We start from the raw sequence: 17104 nt of genomic DNA, 5'->3' as shown, positions 1-17104 counted from the left end.
CATGTCCCAAGCAGCTTTAGCCGTGGAAACCGGCGACCCCTTCATGACTTCACCCGTCGTTCAGGAAATGCTCAAGCAACTGCGCGCGCTTGACACCTACGACACCTACGAAGGCTGGTCGGATGAAAAAATCATCGACCCGCTGGTGATGACCAAGGAACGCAAGCGTGAAATCCCCATCATCGGCGACCCGGATGAGATCACTTTGGCCCGCGTCAAGGCCTATTACAACAGCATCGCGTCATTGGTGGAAAAACGTTCCGGCAAGATGGCCGTGCCGGTCATCAACATCACCCACGAAGGTTTCGGCCGGGCGTTTGTGCTGGTCGGCAAGTTGATCGTGGTGGATAAAACCCTGCGCGACGTGCACCGCTTCGGCTTTCCCAGCCTGGAAGACTTATCCGTCAAGACCGAAGCCGTGATTGAAAAAGCCGTTGCGCTGATCGAACAATTCAAAGAAGTAGCGGAAGCCTGAGGAGAAATCTCATGACTGACGAAGAACTGAAGAAACTGGAAAAGGAAGTCAAAAAAACCAAGCGTCTAGCCGGCGAGGCCGCGATGGAACTGCACGACCTGATCGAGGACCGCCTGCCGGACGCCTACGGCGAATTGCTAGCCGTGGCCCAGAACACTTACGAGGCCTGCAAGGCCTGGGACGAGGCCAATCGGAAGTTTCTGGCGGCCTCCGCGGAAACTGCTTGAGGATACGAAGATGAGCGAATTTGTAACCGGTACCACCTTCGGCGGCACAATCTGGACGCCGTCATACGTCAGCAATATCAACCAGCGCAGTTGCATAGGCTGCGGCCGTTGCTTCAAGGTCTGCCCGCGTGATGTATTCGATCTGGTGGAAAAAGACGAAGTGCTGTCGGCCGAGGATTTCGGCGACGACTACGGCGACTTTGAAGACGATGACGATAACAGCATGGTGATGAGCATTAAAAACGGCGCCGATTGCATAGGGTGCGAGGCCTGTTCCAAGGTTTGCCCCAAGGATTGTTTTACGCATCAGCATAAGGTGGCGGCTTGATTTTTATGCGCGACGGAACACTAAATTTCCAGAATTAGATCCGAATGCTCAATCAATGCTTCTTTGACGGAATGATTCAAGGTAATCAGGAATAATTGGGCGCCTTCCTTGCGGGCAAATTTCATTACGGGGACAAAATCACTGTCGCCAGTAACAAGAACGACGATGTCGATATGCTTTTTCAACGTCAGGGAGGCTATATCCAAACCGATCCGCATATCGACACCTTTTTGCATGATGTTGGGTTGAATGTCGTTTGCCGAAACGCTAGCTATACCGGTGACATCGCCATTTTTGAGTACACGTTGAGGGACCTTCCATCCCCGCATGGCAACATCACCCAACCGAAGCGCAAAAAACGGCGCTCTGGACAGATGATCAAGTAAAGCCTTGTTGGTTTTTGCCATTTCAGTCTGCCCCAAATTAACTCGCTGTTTAGACAAGGGATTTTCGATAACATCCATTATAGGTGGCGCGTCGTAGTAATAAACTCTGTGCAGCACCAAGTTGTGAAGTCTCTCGTGCCGAGTAATCCTATCGACAAAATCGATGATTTTATTCGCTGTAACTGGAGATTCTTTGGAACCGAGTTTCCGTTTAAGAAAACCGGCATCAATGAGGATGGCGTAATTTCGCATAAGCTCAGAAAAGGTGGTCGCGGATGTGCGCGTAGCCGAAGCTAACTTGGATTGTGGCACACATGGCGACCGTTTTTTTCGTTTAACGGTTGTAATTCTAACAGTATTTGCTCTAGGGAAAAAGCCATTTAACCCTAGCGTTAAAAAGTAACACTTGCTATCGATCAAATAGCCATAACGTATTAAGTTTAAGGAGATTAATCATGCCACGCCCAAAAAAACACGTCTTCGTCTGTACTCAAAACCGCCCGCAGGGCCACCCGCGCGGTTCCTGCGCGGCCAGCGGTTGCGCCGAGGTCATGAATGAATTCATGAATGAAATCCAAAGCCGTAACCTGTTCGAGAAAATCGCCCTGACCAACACCGGCTGCATGGGCCCTTGCATGATGGGTCCCAGCGTACTGGTCTATCCGGAAGGCGTCATGTACGGCAAGGTCGGCAAGGACGACGTCAAAACCATCATCGAACAGCATTTGCTGGGCGGTGCGCCGGTTGCGTCGCTGGTCGTACCGCCCGAGGTCTGGTAAGCCATGACGCCAAGACTGATCTTTGAAGAACGGGTGCTGTTCAGCCCCAACTTGCCCGAGGCGGTAAACCAATTGCTGCAACAGGCGGTGGCGGCCAGCCATGCCGAAAAACCGCTGGCGGAAAAACTGTTCAAACAGGCCCAGCAACTCGACCCCAACTGCCTGCAAACCTATTTCGCCTTGTACAAGTTTTATTTTTACCAAGGCCGTTTGCAGGAAGCCGAACGCGAAGTGCTGGCCGGTTTGGATCAAGCCGCGCGGCAAGGCAATTTTCCGGCCGATTTCCGCCAACTCGCCGGCCAAGCCGGCGAATGGGATATGTATGCCAGCGACACTGCTCTGTTTTATCTGTATACCCTGAAAGCGCTGGCCTTCATCAAACTGCGCCAGGATCTGGCCGACGAAGCCCGTGCCGTTTTGGCGGCGATGGCAGTGCTGGATCCGCAAGACAAGTCCGGCGCGTCGGTGATCATGCAATTGTCCGCCGCTTTGGAGCCGGAGGCCGCATGACGGCAGCCCTGGAACAACTTATCGCCGCCAAGCGCGACTTCGGCATGGCGGTTTGCCGGCGCATGGCCGACAACATCGCCAAGCTGGGTTTTACGCCGGCAAGCCAAATCGCTACGCCAGACTTCGATGCCGCCGAATTCAGTCTGGTGACCGATCCGTTTACGCAAAGCCAGGATTTGGTCGGCTACTGGTACAACGGCGGCAAACAGCGCGTCGGCCAGATCAAATTTCACGGCGACGGCAGTTTCTATGCCGAATACGATGTAGTCCGGCCCCACCCCGGCAAAAAGCAATACTTCGTTGAAGCCATCAACGCCTGGGGTCAACAGGACAACATCAAAACCGAAGCCAAATTGCTCGACATTCCCGAATAGGTAGCGTCATGGCCAATCCCAAGCATGTATACGAACTGTTACTGGACCACTGCAGCAGCGAAGCGGTGGTCGACAACCTGATGATAGGCTTGGTGTGGACACTGTGTAAAACCCGGGATCAGAGCGGGATCGGCCTGGCTATGAGCCCCGGCCACGCCACCCGCACCCTATCCTGGTCCGGCAGCCTGACCGGCAAGCCGATTACCGATCTGGCGGCCTGGATTCTAGACTGGAACCCCTATCAAGCAACAGTGGCCATGGCGGCGATCAATAGCTGTATCAACAGTCGGCCGCTGCCGGAATCCGTGGCCCTGCCAGCCGATCCCGAGCATGCCAATCTGGCCGTGTTCGATTATTTTCTACCGCAACTGCATCATAAAAAGGTGGTGGTAATCGGCCGCTACCCCGGCATAGAACGTTATCAGGATTTAATGCAGCTGAGCGTTTTGGAAAAGCAGCCGGCCGCCGACGATCTGCCGGATTCCGCCTGCGAATTCCTGTTGCCGAACGCGGACTGGGTGTTTCTGACCGCCTCTTCCATCCCCAATAAAACTTTCCCGCGTCTGGCCGAACTGGCCGGTCACGCCAAAACCGTCTTGATGGGCCCCACGGTGCCCTGGCTGCCGCAACTGCATGAGTTCGGTGTCGATTATCTGGCCGGCGTGGAAATTACCGACCCCAACGCCCTCTACCACACGGCGGCCCAAGGCGGCGGGGTAAAAATCTTCAGCCAGGGCCTGCGTTACCGCATTGCCGAACTGACGCCATCGACCAGCCTGAATTGGTTGAAGCAACAGATTGCCGACTGCGCATCTGAACGCAGTCAACTTAAACAACAGATGGAAAGCTGGTATGCCGGCGGCCAAAGCCAGCGTTTCGCCAAAACCCAACTGCTGGAGCGGGTAGACGCCCGCCTGTCGCGCCTGGACAGCAGCTATAAAGTGTTGTGGGATCGCCACGGCGGCAAGCCGGTATAAATTGAATTTATGAGCGACCCCAACGACTTTGCCCGGCATCGCCTGCTGTTGATGTACAAGGGCGACATCAGTGCCCTGGTGATGTTTGCCCAACAGGCAAACGGCAGCGTCTGCTTTCCGGACGCCTTGCCGGCCTTGTCCAGTCCGCTGGAGGAAGAGGAGTTTTCGGCAGCCAAGGTCAGTATTCACCCTTCCGTGCTGGTCAATCAAATCAACCGCCTGCTAGAATTCGACAACGACTTGTTGCGCGCCGAAGCGGGCTTTTGCGAGCAGATCGATACCCCCGGCGGCATCGTCATGGTGCACATGGCCCGCTTCACCTTGCTGGACCCGCCGCATAGATTGATGCAAAACCGGGAATGCCGCATGCGCACTCTACCCGAACTGCGCGGCCGGCCGCCGGCCGAAATGGAGCTGCTGCGGCGGGCTTACGTAAAAATGATGGAGGGCTGACATGTTCGACTTCATGGACATGGATTTCAACAGCGGCGAAGCCGGTCAACCCGTCGGCGGCCCTTACATTCCGGAGGCGGCCGACTGCATGCGTTGCGGCATGTGCGTCGGCGCTTGTCCGACCTTTAAACTGTTTCAAACCGACGAAGAAACTCCGCGCCGGCGCATACGCACCATAAGCAAGCTATTGCTGGAAAATCAGCCGGTCGGCGATGAAGAGCTGCGGCACCTGAACAATTGCCTGCAATGCCGGGCTTGCGAACCGGTCTGCCCCAGCCGCATGGCTTACGGCGAACTGTTCGACCAAGCCCAGGCCAAGCTGCGCCAGCCTCCCAAGCGGCTGGCGCGGCTGGCCTTCCGTCTGATAGAACATAAAACCTGGCGCAAGCGCCTGATGCCGCTGCTGAGTCTTTATCTGCATTCCGGCCTGCGCCAGCCCGTCCGTAAAACCGGCCTGCCGCGAAAATTACGCCTGGCTGCCGCCGAAGCGCTACTCGCCAAGCCCGCCTTGACGGCTTTGAAGCCCTTTTACCCAACTACCGCAAACCGCCGAGGCAACGTAGCCTTGTTTACCGGTTGCGTTGCCGAGCAATTCGACCGCGAAACCTTGCTGGCCGCCATCAAACTGCTGAACGCCATCGGTTTCGACGTCCTTGTGCCGCCGCAACAAGGCTGTTGCGGCGCCATACACCAACACAACGGCCAATCCGCCGCCGGCTTGATAAGCCACAATCTGCGGGTGTTCAACGCCCTGCCCGTCGATGCCGTCATTCATGCGGCGACGGGCTGCGGCGCCATGTTGAGCGAATACCGGGCGGACGACGACCAGGAAGCCGCGCGCTTGTTCGGCGGCCGTCTGGCCGACATACATGAATTTATATTGCGGCACTGGCCGGACGACCTAAAATTGAAAGCCGCGGCCGATACCACGTTGGCCGTGCACGAACCCTGCAGCCAGCGTAACGTCTTGAAAAATCAACAGACGGTTTACGCCTTGTTGGCAAAAATCCCCGGCTTGACGGTTGTGCCGCTGGCGGACAACCCGCTATGTTGCGGGGCCGGCGGTAGTTATATGCTGACGCATCCGGACAATGCCGAAGCCTTGAGAAGCCTGAAGGTGCGGGCTATTACCGCCTCCGCCGCCCAAAGAGTGGTCAGCGGCAATTTCGGCTGTATGTGTTTTTTGAATGCCGCGCCGGAATTGAACGGGCAAATCATCCAGCACCCCATTCGCTTGCTGGCCGACGCCCTGAATTGAAACTTGCTCTATAACGGTTTGCGGCGTCCCTGCCGGCAAACCCGCCCGCCCACGCTATTCAGCCATTAACGCCAGCCGATTTTGCAGTTCGGCCGCCACTAGGGCATCGTAATGCCTGCGCAATACCGAGTCAGTCGGACGCGGAAACAACTCAGCTTCCACTTCGCTTTTCAAATAGGTCAAAAACGTATGACTCTCCGCGGATTTGCCCGCCTGCATGTCGGGTTCTACCGAGGAGCCGCTCTGGCGTGAACCGGACCGGATAAAGTAGGCCAGGCAATTGGAGAACGGGGTATACAAACATGATGCAAACAATACCAGCAACATGGACAACACAATGATTTCAAACATATCAACACCTCACGACGAGAAAAAATAGCCGCCACGGGGCTGGCGCTTATTCCGCAGCGCATCCCGAGCCGGCACTTGCCATTTAGCAATTAGAATGCCACTTATCATAATCGCAAAGCATTGAATTTCATGCTGTTTTTACTAAACCCTCTTTTTTATAGTGGGTTTTAGGCCATTTTGTAGCAAAACCGCCAACCGGCGAACAATTCCCGCCGGCGCACCGCAAAACGCCAGATTCGGCAATCGGCGGCACGCTCTGGTTTGGCAGGCGTGTTCCCCGCCCGCGCTCGGGCAACGTTTTACAAATTTCCGTAAGGATTTACGCGCCAAGTGTTGGTATCTTGCGCCGTCATTTTTAACTGTACATTTGCAGGCTAGTGCTTTATACCATCCGCTACCGTCACACCGATAACCCCGCCAACATCCGCCGCGCCGCGCCCGAGGAACAATAAGCCATGGAAGACCAATTTCACGCCGACTTTTACGGCTTTGTAATCGACAGCGAGCTAGGCCTGTCTTTTGCCGGCAAGCCCGTTAGCTTGCACCCCAAGGAATTCAAGATGCTGCTGGAACTGGTCAAGCAGGCCGGCACGCGGGTATCCAAGGAAGAGCTGATCACCAAGGTCTGGAACGGTGCTCCCACGTCCGATGAAAGCATTTCCCGTTGCCTGTCGATTTTGAAATCGACGCTGCGCAAAACCAGCCCGGGCAGCGAATTATTGATAAAAACCGAATACGGCCAAGGCTATCGCTTCATAGGTCAAGTCGGCAAACCCGCCACCTTTGTCAACGAAGAAAATTTTTTCCTGTTGATCAATACCACCCGCAATCTGGTGACGCTGAAGGATGGCCATAGCCGCTGGCAAATCGCCAACAACGCCTGCCTGGAATTGTTCGGTCTGATCGGCAAACCCTGGCAAGGCAAGACCTGCAGCGAACTGGTCGCGCTTTGCGACCCGCAATGCCGCCATCATTTTGAAACCAGCACGCAAAACGACGAACAGGCCTGGCAGACCGGCCTGGCGGTGGAAATGGTTTTGACCATCGCGCCCAACGGCGGCAACTCCCAGCAAAACCGAGTGTTTGAAATCGTCAAAACCCCCATTTTCGAAGCCAACGGCAGCCGCAAGGCCCTGATCACGCAAGGTCAGGAAATTACCGACCGGCTGGAAAACGAGCGGCAGGGCCGCTTGATGAGCAAGGTATTGGCCAACAGCGATGAGGCGGTGCTGATCAGCGACCAGTGCAACGATATCGTTTACGTCAATGACGCCTTCACGCAAATAACCGGCTACTCGCTCAATGAGGTGGCCGGGCACAATCCCCGCATTCTGGCCTCCGGCCAGCACGACAAAGTGTTTTACGAAGACATGTGGCGGCATATCCTGCATGAGGGCAATTGGCACGGCGAGATCTGGGACAAACGCAAAAACGGCGAAATTTACCCAAAATGGCTCAATATCAGCTCGGTACACGATAGCGACGGCACCCTATGCAACTATGTGGCCATTTTCAGCGACATTTCCAAACGCAAGGCCGACGAGGCCATGCTGACCTTCCTGGCTTATCACGACCCGCTGACCAAGTTGCCTAACCGCCTGCTGCTGCGCGACCGCTTCGATCAGGCGGTCGGCATCACCCATAGGCGCGATGCCGGCTCCGTGGCGCTGTTGTATCTGGATCTGGATCAATTTAAAAACATCAACGATACGCTCGGGCATGAAATAGGCGACCGCCTGCTGATTGCCGTGGCCAAGCGCCTGGAAGCCAATGTGCGGGAAATCGATACGGTCTGCCGCCTGGGCGGCGACGAATTTGTTGTCGTGCTGTCGGACATGCCGGATTCTCACTCCATTTCCATGGTCGCGCAAAATATCCTCAACCATCTGGCGGAAGCGTTTGAAATCGAGCAATACCGGCTGACATCGACCGCCAGCGTCGGCATTGCGCTGCATTCCGTCGATAGCGACGATTTCGACACGCTATTAAAGCTGGCGGACGCGGCCATGTATCACGCCAAGGACAGCGGCCGCAATACTTACCGGTTTTATACCGACAAGATGAATATCGACGCCATGGAACGTCTGCGCATGCGCAACGGTTTGGCGGAGGCTTTGCTCAAGCAGCAGTTTGTCCTGCATTACCAACCCCAATTCGACCTGAACACCTTGCAACTGGTGGGCATTGAGGCGCTGGTACGCTGGAACCATCCGGAGCGCGGCCTGTTGCTGCCAGACAAGTTTATTCCGATCGCCGAACAGACCGGACAGATCGTGCCGATCGGCGAATGGGTGATCAGCGAAGCCTGCAGACAGGCGAAGGCTTGGCAACAGCAGGGCTATGCGCCGGTGCGGGTCGGCGTCAATTTATCTGCGCTGCATTTCAAGCGCGGCGACATCATCAAAATGATTACCGGTCTGGCCGAGCAACACGATCTCGACCCCCAATATATCGAGCTGGAACTCACCGAAGCCATCATGCTGCAGGAAGTGGACTACATCCTGGACATCATGCAGAAATTCAGAACCCTGCATTTCACCTTGTCGATCGACGACTTCGGCACCGGCTACTCCAGTCTGGCGTTCTTGAAGCGGTTTCGGGTCGACAAACTGAAAATCGACGGTTCGTTTATCCGTAATCTGGAAGTAGACAGCCACGATCTTGCCATCGTTCGTTCCATCATCCAGTTGGCAAAAGGCTTCGAAATGCGCACCATCGCGGAAGGCGTGGAAACCCAGGGCCAGCTTGAAATTCTGCGGCGCGAAGGTTGCCAGGAAGGCCAGGGCTACTATTTCTGTTACCCGCTGCCGGCCGGGCAGTTAAGCCGGCATCTGCACTCGGCTACGGCCCAACGCTAGCGCGTTGGCGCTTGTCCACTTGGCCGCAGTCGGCGCTGTTCCCGATCCTTCAAGGTAAAGCTCATCAGTGCTCGGCATTACCCCGGCTATGAAAAGCAGTCCGTTACAGCGAGGCACAGTCGCGATTAAGGCCTTTCAAATCGCGACTGTGCCTCGCTCCCACGATGACTCTCAGACTAACTCTTAAGACAGCAATTTTACGTCCAGCCACGTGAAAATCTGGCAGTTCTGTTCATTGAGTACTCCATGAATCCGTGGCTCCACTTGTTGCCAGTCCTGTTACTCGGCAGAATCAGCGACTAAATAGCTATAATTCCACTTTGTCTTATTACTGATCCATCTACGGTCATGGTTAAAGATTACACGGAAGAACTATCTGAAAAAATTAGCGCTTCGGTTTTAGCTTTTTTTTCAGTAAACCCTATTTTTTGCGCGTTATAAAGGCACATGGATCTATTGTTAATAAATCCCGATTCGTCCGCGAAGGCTTATCAGGATCTTGCCAAAACTTATTCAGCCATCGAGCCTCCCACGTTTGCATTGCTTTTGGCCGAATCCTGCCGCAGCAAAGGCTTCGGAGTTACGATTTTGGATTGCATTGCGGAATGTTTGACGCTCGACCAATCGGTCAAACGGGTTGTCGACTTGGCTCCGAGATTGGTCTTATTCGTCGTATATGGACAAAATCCGAATTCCGGAACGACCGGCATGATTGGAGCTCTGGCCTTGGCCCGTGCAATCAAACAAGACGACTGCATTAACTGCAGGATAGCTTTCGTTGGCTCACATACCAGTGCCTTGCCGCTGGAAGTTCTAGCTCACGATTGCGTCGACATCGTATTGCTAAATGAAGGCGTTTACGCGTTGCACAACCTTTTGAACGGCAATCTCAAACGCGACTTGGCGCACGTCAAGGGCATCGGTTATAAACAAGAGGGAACGTCGCTACCAGTAATCAACCCGCCTCAATCCGTGGTACCGCAAGAACGGATGGACGAAGACTTACCCGGCTATGCATGGGATTTGCTTCCTTACCGCGAAAAACCGCTCGATCTCTACCGGGCGCATTTCTGGCACGCCGGGTTCAGCCATGAAAAACGCACGCCGTTCGCCGCCATTTATACCTCACTGGGCTGCAATTTCGGTTGCGATTTCTGCATGATCAACATTGTCAACCGGTCCGATAACAGCGATGGCATCGACGCCTCGCATTCGCGGGGCATGCGCTTTTGGTCACCCGCTTGGGTAATCCGTGAAATGGAAAAATTGGCCAAGCTTGGCGTCCGCACGCTACGTATCAGCGATGAAATGTTTTTCCTCAATCGCAAATACTACGAACCCATCCTACAAAACGTGGTCGATCAGGGTTTCGACTTTAACATGTGGACATACTCCCGAGTCGATACGGTCAGGCGCGACGCACTCGATTTGTTTAAGCGTTCCGGCGTGAACTGGCTGGCATTGGGCATCGAGACGGGCAACCAGATGGTACGGCAAGAGGTTTCCAAGGGTTCTTTCAAGGAAATCAATATCCGCGAGGTTTGCAATACGATTGGAGAGGTCGGCATCAATATAATCAGTAATTATATCTTCGGTTTTCCCGACGATACCTTGGAAACCATGCAGCAAACGCTCGATCTTGCCATCGAGCTCAATACCGAAATGGCTAACATGTATCCTTGCCAGGCCTTGCCGGGCAGCCCCATGTACCATATCGCCAAACGCAACGGCTGGAAACTGCCCGAGACCTACGAAGGCTTCGCTTTCCTGTCTTACGCATGCGAACCGCTGCCGACAAGGCATTTGAGCTCGGCGGACGTTTTACGATTCCGCGACAGGGCATGGCATACCTACTTTTCGAATCCCGCCTATCTCGAACTTGCCGAACGCCGATTTGGCGCGCAAGAAAGAAAAAACATCGAAGACATGGCGAGTATCCGCCTAAAGCGGAAATTGCTGGGGGATTGAGCGTATGATTATCACCAGGACCCCGTTTAGAATTTCGTTCTTCGGCGGCGGCACGGACTATCCGAGCTGGTACCGCGAGCACGGTGGCGCGGTGTTGTCGACCTCCATAGACAAGTACTGTTACATCAGTTGCCGCCGCTTGCCGCCGTTTTTCGACCACAAACACCGCATCGTCTATTCCTTGATCGAAAACGTCAAACATACCGACGATATTCAACATCCCGCCGTTCGCGCGGTGCTTAAATGGGCTAACGTTGAGGAAGGCCTGGAAATCCATCATGACGGCGACTTGCCCGCCCGTTCCGGCTTGGGTTCGAGTTCGTCGTTTACGGTCGGTTTGTTGAACGCCCTGCAAGCCTTACAAGGGCAAGTAACTAATAAGGATGGATTGGCCAGGGACGCGATTCACATCGAACAAAATGTGATCCGTGAGCATGTAGGCTCGCAAGACCAAGTATCGGCGGCCTTCGGCGGTTTCAACCGGATCGACTTTCATGCCAACGATACCTTCGACGTGGCGCCGGTGATTTTGCCGCAACAGCGCCAACAAGAACTTCGCGAACATTTGATGTTGTGCTTTACCGGCTTTTCGCGTATCGCCTCCGAGATCGCGAAGTCGAAAATCGACAATTTGGAGAATCGCGAGAAAGAGCTGAAGCTGATGCGGGCCATGGTCGACGAAGCCATCGACTTGCTCCAGGATCGCCGCCAGCCCATTGAGTCGTTCGGTAAGCTGTTGGATACTAATTGGCATTACAAACGCAGTCTTTCCAGCCGGGTATCCAACCCAAAAATCAACGAAATATACAACGCGGCAATCGACGCCGGTGCCATCGGCGGCAAGATTTTGGGTGCTGGTGGCGGCGGTTTCTTATTGTTGTTCGCCAAACCGGAGAAGCAAGCCGCGATTCGCGCACGCCTGGACAAGCTTATTCACGTGCCGTTCAATTTCGAAGACTCCGGCAGCCGTGTAGTACTCTACCAACCCAACGGACTTTGATTTCCATGTATATGTTTTTCTGCCTTTATACCGGCGCGCGCGCGGACTCGATCTTTTCACGAGCGAACGCCGGGAAGGAGACATTGCCGTGAGCTCCGAAACTCCCGATTTGCGCGCCAAGGCTCATTGGGTCTGGAGGGAAACGTTGGCTATCCACCGCCGCGCGCCCGAAACGCGACTGGCTTCGTCGCTGTCGTCCGTCGAAATTTTTGTCGCTTTATATTACGGCGGCGTATTGCGTTTCGATGCCGCCCAGCCGCTGTCGGCGCATCGTGACCGGTGCGTGATCAGCAAGGGGCACGGTTCAATTTGCATGTATCCGATTTTGGCGGATCTCGGTTTTTTCCCCAAAGATGAATTGTTGCGGGTTTGCCATAGCGGCGGTTTTTTGGGCGGCATCCCCGATCCGGTGATTCCCGGTTATGAAACCGTCAACGGGTCGCTCGGTCATGGCCTGGGCGTTGCCAGCGGTATGGCGCTGGGCTTAAACCGGCTCAATAGCGACCGGCAAGTATTCGTCGTCTCCGGCGATGGAGAATTGCACGAAGGCGCCAATTGGGAGGCCGCCATGTTTGCATCTCAACACCGGCTTGACAACCTGAACCTCGTCATCGACGACAACGGCATCAGCATGCTTGGCTATACCGACGACATCGTCAGTCACCACCCGCTAGTCGAGCGTTTGTCGGCGTTCGGTTGGGATTGTCGCCGGGTTGATGGTCATGATGTGTTGGCGGTACGGTCGGCATTGTTAGACATGAAAGCATCGGCGACCGGCAAACCGAAAGCGCTGATCGCCAAAACCTTGAAAGGACGCGGCGTGCCGGGGCTTGAGAACGCGCCTTTGTCACACATTCTGAATCCCAAACCGGAATTGATCGACCGGTTACTGGAGCAAATGCCATGACGACCAAGCCGCTAGCGATGCGCGATGTCCTGCTCGAGCGGATTTGGCAGGCGATGGCCCAGGATGCAAAAATATTTTTCGTCAGCGCTGATTTCGGTTCGCCGATACTGGACAAGATACGCACCGATTTCCCAAACCGTTTTGTCAATGTCGGTATCGCCGAGCAAAATTTGATCAATGTGTCCGCCGGTCTGGCACTCGAAGGTTTTACCGTTTTTGCCTACGCCATCGCGCCGTTCATCACCATGCGCTGCTACGAACAGATTCGCGTCAGCTTGGCGTTGCTGTCTGAAGCGCGACCGATTAACGTCAACCTGATTGGCGTAGGCGCCGGTTACAGTTATGTGGTTTCCGGGCCGACCCACCAGTGCTACGAAGATTTGACCTTGATGCGTGCTATGCCTAATTTCCAGGTGTTTTCCCCTGCCGACCACATAACAGCGGGAGCGTTGTTCGAGCGTTGCCTGTCGTCTACCGGTCCAAAATATCTGCGTTTCGACGCTCAGATATTACCGGTCATCTACGAGCAAGCCGCGCCGGACTTGCAATTGGGTTTTCATGTTCACCGTCGCGGCAAGCATGCGTGTCTGCTGGCGACCGGCTACATGTTGCATACCGCTCTCAAGGTGGCGGATATACTTGAAAAATCCGGGATTGTGCCAGGCCTTATCGACTTGGTGGACATAATGCGTTTTGATGAGGAACGCTTGGCCGACGAACTCGCCGGCTATCAAGGACTGGTCAGCCTGGAAGAAGGCTTCCGTGGCCGTGGCGGGGTCGATGCCATGCTATTCGATTTTCTGACCCGCCGCGAACTACCGTTAAAATTGCTTAACCTGGGTGTCGAGGGCGGTTACCGTTTCGAACTGGGCACGCGGGCCGAATTGCACGAACAGGTCGGCATCGGACCGGAAGCCGTGCAACGGCGCGTCGCGGCCTTCATCCAAGCACTTTCTCAATAACCGGGTATTCGAAGACATGAAATTCCCTCTGATGCGTAACAACATCCTGCGCGAAGATCTCGACGCAGTAATCGAACATCTCAAGCAGGACGATCCGATTTTGACCCACGGCGCGAACGTGCGCGAATTCGAGGCCGAGTGGTCGGCGTGGCTAGGTGTGAAATACAGCGTTTTTCTGAATTCCGGTGCGTCGGCCAATCTGCTGACCATGGCGGCGTTGAAAATACGGCATCCCGAAGGTGGCGAAGTCATCGTGCCGCCGTTGGCCTGGGTTTCCGACATAGCGTCGGTTTTACAAAACGGTTTCACGCCGGTTTTTGCCGATATAGATCTTGCCACCCTGGCGATGGATACCCGGCAAATCCTAAACAAAATTACCGGCAAAACCCGCGCCGTTTTTCTGACCCACGTACAAGGTTTCGACGGCCTTACCGACGAACTGGTTGCGGAACTCGAACGCCGCAAGATTCCGTTGATCGAAGATGTCTGCGAGTCGCACGGCGCCCGCCATAACGGTAAACTACTCGGCAGCATCGGCTGGATTTCCAATTTTTCCTATTACTACGCCCACCATATGAGCACGATCGAGGGCGGCATGATTTGCACCGACGATCCCGAGGTCTACCAGCAAGTACGCATGTTGCGTTCGCACGGCATGGTGCGCGAGGCGACCGACAATGATTTGAAGGCGCGCTACATCGACGAAAATCCGCAGCTCAACCCGGACTTCATTTTTGCCTATCCGGCCTATAACACCCGCAACACCGAAATCGGCGGCATCATGGGGCGTAGCCAACTCAAGCGCCTCGATACAATCGTGCAACGCCGCACCGAAAATTTGCTGCGCTTTCTGGACCAAATCGATTCGTCCAAATACCGCACCGACTTCAAGCTGGAAGGCTCTAGCAACTATGCCTTCAACCTGATTCTCAACCAAGCTGACAATGGTTTGGTACAACGAGTGATGAATAAAATGCGCGAATCCGGCATCGAATTCCGCCGGGGCAGCGCCGGCGGCGGCAATCAGATACGCCAGCCGTATTTAAGAGGCGTCGTGCCAGATGGCCATTACCTGGAATTTCCCAACACCGAGCACATTCATTTCTACGGATTTTACATCGGCAATTTCCCGGATTTGAGCATTGCCGAAGTCGACGAATTATGCGCGTTGCTTAACGCGGTTTGACGGCGAACATCGTGACCACCGCAATCGTTCTTGGCGGCGGCTTGGGTACGCGTTTGCGTGACGCGGTACCCGATTTGCCGAAACCGATGGCGCCAATCAATGGCCGGCCGTTTCTGGACTATCTAATTGAGTACTGGCGGGGCCAGGGCGTGAGGCGTTTTATTCTGTCGGTCGGCTACAGGCGCGATGCGATCATCGATTACTTTGGCGATCATTACCGCGACGCGGCAATCGACTACGCGGTTGAAGACACACCCTTGGGTACCGGCGGCGGGGTGTTGCTAGCCGCGCGCAACATCGCCGCCGGCGAACGTTTTCTATTGCTCAACGGCGATACTTTCTTCGCTGTGGATTTCGAACGATTGATGCGATGCGCGCAACGAAACGACGCGGATTGCTGCTTTTCAATGTTTCGTTCCAACACGGAAGGTCGTTATATGGCTATGGAAGTAGCCGACGACGGGTGCATTAGATCCTTGAAGTCAGGCAAGGCAGGGGTCGGCAGTCTGGCGAACGGCGGTGTGTATTACCTTCGGCGTTGCGCACTGCAGGAAGAACGCTTTACGCTTCGCGCCAATTGGTCTCTCGAGGACGATATTTTTCCCGCGGCCCTGGCGGCCGGGCGACGCTTGATCGGAGTCGAGTTTTTGGGCGGCTTCATCGACATCGGGGTTCCTGAGGATTACGCCCGTGCAGGGCAAGTGTTGGACGAACCGGCGTCCCGGTAGTTTCCGACTGAACGCCAATATCCATGCCTCGATCGCGGCCAAAGCCGTCTGTCGGCGGATTCCGCCGCATTGACCGCTTTCGAGGCGGCGGAATTGCGCGCGGAAACGCGATATCTTACCCGCGGAAGTCTTGACCTCGAGAGTTCACTCTCGCCCGCAACCGGCAACGACGCCTTTTTTGGGATTATCACGTCAAGCCTGTCGCCGAACATACTGCTAGCGCCAACTTAATGGCCGCCATGTCGATACCGAGTATCGCTTTTCCTGCCCGCGATGGTGGCAAGGGGCGCGGACTTGCCATTTAGGCGGCCATCGTTCCTAAAACAATGACCAGTTCCATTGAGGAATTGCGCATAGCGCTGGCGCACTCGCACGGGCGTATGCGCCGAAGCGGCAATCTTTGTCGAACGATTTTTTTTCGAACCGAAAGGAGAAATATGAATTACAACATCTTATTGACCGGCGGGGCCGGCTATCTGGGCTCGACCATGGCCCCCGACTTACTGGCGGCGGGACATAAAGTAACGGTGCTGGACAATTTCATGTTCAAGCAAAGCAGTTTGAACCACGTTTGCTACCATCCGAATTTTTCAGTCGTTAAGGGTGACATCCGCTTGGAAAAAACCATCGCGCCTTTGCTCAAAAATGCCGACATCGTAATTCCCTTGGCCGCGCTGGTGGGGGCGCCGCTGTGCAATATGGATCCTATCGGCGCGACGACCACCAATCACGACGCGATAATGCTGATGCTGAAATTGCTGTCCAAGAATCAAATCGTGCTGATGCCGACCACTAATAGCGCTTACGGTACCGGCGACGAAAACAATTTTTGTACCGAGGAGTCGCCGTTGCGCCCGATCTCGCAATATGCGATAGAGAAGGTCAAAATAGAGCAGGAACTGATGCAACATGAAAACGCCATTAGCTTCCGCTTGGCGACTGTGTTCGGCATGTCGCCAAGGATGCGCATCGATTTACTGGTCAACGACTTCACCTATCGGGCGGTCAACGACCGTTTCATCGTGCTGTTCGAAGGCTATTTCAAACGCAATTACCTGCACGTACGCGACGTATCCCGCGCTTTCCAACATGCGATTACCAATTACGACGCGATGAAAGGCCAGATTTACAACGTCGGCCTTTCAGATGCCAATGTCTCTAAAATGGAGTTGTGCGAAACAATCAGAAAGCAGATTCCAGACTTCGTGTTTATCGACGCACCGGTCGGCAAGGATCCGGATCAACGAAACTACATCGTTTCTAACGCCAAAATCGAGGCAACCGGTTACAAAACTTCGGTAAGCCTAGACGCCGGCATCGCTGAATTAATCAAAGGTTTTACCATGATCAAGAATTCGATGTACGGAAACGTGTGAT

The 17104-nt window shown here is 54.6% G+C and carries 19 protein-coding genes; 17 read left to right on the top strand and 2 right to left on the bottom strand.

The window, feature by feature from the left end; all coding sequences use genetic code 11:
- The first annotated feature begins 1 nt into the window (after window position 1).
- Genes NP590_RS00205 through fdxB form a run of 3 tightly spaced genes read left to right on the top strand, consistent with a single transcriptional unit; the run spans window position 2 to window position 1030 of the window.
- On the top strand, window positions 2-475 hold the full coding sequence (locus NP590_RS00205) for a NifX-associated nitrogen fixation protein (RefSeq protein WP_256600114.1): 474 nt from the start codon (window positions 2-4) through the stop codon (window positions 473-475).
- Window positions 476-486: 11 nt separating this feature from the next.
- Window positions 487-702 carry a CCE_0567 family metalloprotein gene (locus NP590_RS00200; RefSeq protein ID WP_256600113.1) on the top strand — a complete coding sequence of 72 codons (216 nt, stop codon included), beginning with the start codon at window positions 487-489 and terminating at the stop codon, window positions 700-702.
- A gap of 10 nt (window positions 703-712) precedes the next feature.
- A complete protein-coding gene (fdxB, locus tag NP590_RS00195; protein ID WP_256600112.1) occupies window positions 713-1030 on the top strand; it encodes a ferredoxin III, nif-specific in 318 nt (105 codons plus the stop codon).
- 20 nt (window positions 1031-1050) lie between these two features.
- Here fdxB and NP590_RS00190 read toward each other — a convergent pair whose 3' ends face one another.
- The gene (locus NP590_RS00190; RefSeq protein WP_256600111.1) at window positions 1051-1668 is read right to left on the bottom strand and encodes an NYN domain-containing protein; all 618 of its coding nucleotides are present in this window, start codon (window positions 1666-1668) and stop codon (window positions 1051-1053) included.
- 203 nt (window positions 1669-1871) lie between these two features.
- Between NP590_RS00190 and NP590_RS00185 the strand changes: the two genes are divergently transcribed.
- The 6 genes from NP590_RS00185 to NP590_RS00160 are packed head-to-tail and all read left to right on the top strand — an operon-like array spanning window position 1872 to window position 5767.
- A complete protein-coding gene (locus NP590_RS00185) occupies window positions 1872-2195 on the top strand; it encodes a (2Fe-2S) ferredoxin domain-containing protein (RefSeq protein WP_256600110.1) in 324 nt (107 codons plus the stop codon).
- Window positions 2196-2198: 3 nt separating this feature from the next.
- The gene (locus tag NP590_RS00180) at window positions 2199-2705 is read left to right on the top strand and encodes a hypothetical protein (RefSeq protein WP_256600109.1); all 507 of its coding nucleotides are present in this window, start codon (window positions 2199-2201) and stop codon (window positions 2703-2705) included.
- Complete coding sequence (locus tag NP590_RS00175) at window positions 2702-3079, top strand: hypothetical protein (RefSeq protein WP_256600108.1); 378 nt, start codon at window positions 2702-2704, stop codon at window positions 3077-3079. The genes NP590_RS00180 and NP590_RS00175 overlap by 4 nt, the downstream gene beginning before the upstream one ends.
- Window positions 3080-3087: 8 nt before the next feature.
- Entirely contained in the window at window positions 3088-4056 is a 969-nt protein-coding gene (locus NP590_RS00170; RefSeq protein WP_256600106.1) for a DUF364 domain-containing protein, read from the top strand.
- Between the two features lie 9 nt (window positions 4057-4065).
- Window positions 4066-4509 carry a hypothetical protein gene (locus NP590_RS00165; protein ID WP_256600105.1) on the top strand — a complete coding sequence of 148 codons (444 nt, stop codon included), beginning with the start codon at window positions 4066-4068 and terminating at the stop codon, window positions 4507-4509.
- A 1-nt stretch (window position 4510) separates the two neighbouring features.
- Window positions 4511-5767 carry a (Fe-S)-binding protein gene (locus NP590_RS00160; RefSeq protein WP_256600104.1) on the top strand — a complete coding sequence of 419 codons (1257 nt, stop codon included), beginning with the start codon at window positions 4511-4513 and terminating at the stop codon, window positions 5765-5767.
- A gap of 54 nt (window positions 5768-5821) precedes the next feature.
- Here the strand turns inward: NP590_RS00160 and NP590_RS00155 are convergent, their stop codons facing one another.
- Window positions 5822-6118: a hypothetical protein gene (locus NP590_RS00155; protein WP_256600103.1), complete on the bottom strand. Its 297-nt coding sequence runs from the start codon at window positions 6116-6118 to the stop codon at window positions 5822-5824.
- A 455-nt stretch (window positions 6119-6573) separates the two neighbouring features.
- Here NP590_RS00155 and NP590_RS00150 point away from each other — a divergent pair, with 455 nt between their 5' ends.
- The 8 genes from NP590_RS00150 to NP590_RS00115 all read left to right on the top strand — a co-directional run bounded on the left by NP590_RS00150 (window position 6574) and on the right by NP590_RS00115 (window position 17103).
- Entirely contained in the window at window positions 6574-8976 is a 2403-nt protein-coding gene (locus NP590_RS00150; protein WP_256600100.1) for an EAL domain-containing protein, read from the top strand.
- Between the two features lie 708 nt (window positions 8977-9684).
- Window positions 9685-10944: a B12-binding domain-containing radical SAM protein gene (locus NP590_RS00145; RefSeq protein WP_371927199.1), complete on the top strand. Its 1260-nt coding sequence runs from the start codon at window positions 9685-9687 to the stop codon at window positions 10942-10944.
- Between the two features lie 4 nt (window positions 10945-10948).
- Window positions 10949-11944 (top strand): GHMP family kinase ATP-binding protein, encoded by a 996-nt coding sequence (locus tag NP590_RS00140; RefSeq protein WP_256600096.1) that lies wholly within the window; start codon window positions 10949-10951, stop codon window positions 11942-11944.
- Window positions 11945-12032: 88 nt separating this feature from the next.
- Window positions 12033-12851: a transketolase gene (locus NP590_RS00135; RefSeq protein WP_256600095.1), complete on the top strand. Its 819-nt coding sequence runs from the start codon at window positions 12033-12035 to the stop codon at window positions 12849-12851.
- Window positions 12848-13813, top strand: a complete 966-nt coding sequence (locus tag NP590_RS00130; protein ID WP_256600094.1) for a transketolase family protein — start codon at window positions 12848-12850, stop codon at window positions 13811-13813. Before NP590_RS00135 ends, NP590_RS00130 begins: the two co-directional genes overlap by 4 nt.
- Before the next feature lie 16 nt (window positions 13814-13829).
- The gene (locus NP590_RS00125) at window positions 13830-14999 is read left to right on the top strand and encodes a DegT/DnrJ/EryC1/StrS family aminotransferase (RefSeq protein WP_256600092.1); all 1170 of its coding nucleotides are present in this window, start codon (window positions 13830-13832) and stop codon (window positions 14997-14999) included.
- Between the two features lie 11 nt (window positions 15000-15010).
- Window positions 15011-15727 carry a sugar phosphate nucleotidyltransferase gene (locus NP590_RS00120; RefSeq protein ID WP_256600091.1) on the top strand — a complete coding sequence of 239 codons (717 nt, stop codon included), beginning with the start codon at window positions 15011-15013 and terminating at the stop codon, window positions 15725-15727.
- A 437-nt stretch (window positions 15728-16164) separates the two neighbouring features.
- Window positions 16165-17103, top strand: coding sequence for an NAD-dependent epimerase/dehydratase family protein (locus NP590_RS00115; protein WP_256600090.1), 939 nt, complete (start codon window positions 16165-16167; stop codon window positions 17101-17103).
- Window position 17104: the final 1 nt, after the last annotated feature.

The organism is Methylomonas subterranea, assembly GCF_024505185.1.
Classification (GTDB): domain Bacteria; phylum Pseudomonadota; class Gammaproteobacteria; order Methylococcales; family Methylomonadaceae; genus Methylomonas; species Methylomonas subterranea.
Note: the sequence above shows the minus strand (reverse complement) of the source record. Positions and strands in the feature narration are given on the sequence as shown.

Bases quoted from the DNA above. Each gene is read 5' to 3' on its own strand.
- NP590_RS00130 (WP_256600094.1), top strand. From the start codon at position 12,848: ATGACGACCAAGCCGCTAGCGATGCGCGATGTCCTGCTCGAGCGGATT.
- NP590_RS00165 (WP_256600105.1), top strand. From the start codon at position 4,066: ATGAGCGACCCCAACGACTTTGCCCGGCATCGCCTGCTGTTGATGTAC.
- NP590_RS00185 (WP_256600110.1), top strand. From the start codon at position 1,872: ATGCCACGCCCAAAAAAACACGTCTTCGTCTGTACTCAAAACCGCCCG.
- NP590_RS00190 (WP_256600111.1), bottom strand. From the start codon at position 1,668: ATGCGAAATTACGCCATCCTCATTGATGCCGGTTTTCTTAAACGGAAA.
- NP590_RS00160 (WP_256600104.1), top strand. From the start codon at position 4,511: ATGTTCGACTTCATGGACATGGATTTCAACAGCGGCGAAGCCGGTCAA.
- NP590_RS00180 (WP_256600109.1), top strand. From the start codon at position 2,199: ATGACGCCAAGACTGATCTTTGAAGAACGGGTGCTGTTCAGCCCCAAC.
- NP590_RS00140 (WP_256600096.1), top strand. From the start codon at position 10,949: ATGATTATCACCAGGACCCCGTTTAGAATTTCGTTCTTCGGCGGCGGC.
- fdxB (WP_256600112.1), top strand. From the start codon at position 713: ATGAGCGAATTTGTAACCGGTACCACCTTCGGCGGCACAATCTGGACG.
- NP590_RS00115 (WP_256600090.1), top strand. From the start codon at position 16,165: ATGAATTACAACATCTTATTGACCGGCGGGGCCGGCTATCTGGGCTCG.
- NP590_RS00150 (WP_256600100.1), top strand. From the start codon at position 6,574: ATGGAAGACCAATTTCACGCCGACTTTTACGGCTTTGTAATCGACAGC.
- NP590_RS00205 (WP_256600114.1), top strand. From the start codon at position 2: ATGTCCCAAGCAGCTTTAGCCGTGGAAACCGGCGACCCCTTCATGACT.
- NP590_RS00175 (WP_256600108.1), top strand. From the start codon at position 2,702: ATGACGGCAGCCCTGGAACAACTTATCGCCGCCAAGCGCGACTTCGGC.
- NP590_RS00125 (WP_256600092.1), top strand. From the start codon at position 13,830: ATGAAATTCCCTCTGATGCGTAACAACATCCTGCGCGAAGATCTCGAC.
- NP590_RS00170 (WP_256600106.1), top strand. From the start codon at position 3,088: ATGGCCAATCCCAAGCATGTATACGAACTGTTACTGGACCACTGCAGC.
- NP590_RS00200 (WP_256600113.1), top strand. From the start codon at position 487: ATGACTGACGAAGAACTGAAGAAACTGGAAAAGGAAGTCAAAAAAACC.
- NP590_RS00155 (WP_256600103.1), bottom strand. From the start codon at position 6,118: ATGTTTGAAATCATTGTGTTGTCCATGTTGCTGGTATTGTTTGCATCA.
- NP590_RS00145 (WP_371927199.1), top strand. From the start codon at position 9,685: ATGATTGGAGCTCTGGCCTTGGCCCGTGCAATCAAACAAGACGACTGC.